The organism is Aureimonas sp. AU22, from assembly GCF_001463745.1.
Lineage (GTDB): Bacteria > Pseudomonadota > Alphaproteobacteria > Rhizobiales > Rhizobiaceae > Aureimonas.
This window is the reverse complement of sequence record NZ_BBWJ01000075.1, coordinates 1-335: the sequence shown is the minus strand read 5'-3', so window position 1 is coordinate 335 and position 335 is coordinate 1. Positions and strand designations below refer to the sequence as shown.

Here is a 335-nt window from a genome sequence, read left to right as displayed (position 1 = left end):
AGCGCCTTCTCCAACACCCCGGCCTTCTACACGGCCGAGCGCAGCCTCGACTACCTCGTCACCGGCCGCCTGCGCGCCGGTTACCTCGTGACCGACATGGCCCTCGCCTACGCCACGGGCGGTGTCGCCTACGGCGAGAGCGACTACCGCTTCACGTCCAACAGCCCGGCGATCAGCGCTGCCTTCCCGGCCGCCGTGAACTCGGACTCGGACGATTTCGGCTACACCGTCGGCGGCGGCATGGAAGTGAAGGTGACGCAGAACATCTCGTTCGGCGCCGAGTACCTCTACACCAACCTCGGCGACAACGACTCCTCGACCCGCCTCAACGGCGG

At 67.5% G+C, this 335-nt stretch carries 1 protein-coding gene; it reads left to right on the top strand.

Annotated elements, in window-relative coordinates:
- Nucleotides 1–335, top strand: a 335-nt coding sequence (locus AUL34_RS21695; protein ID WP_156421060.1) for an outer membrane protein, incomplete at both ends; no start/stop codon positions are given.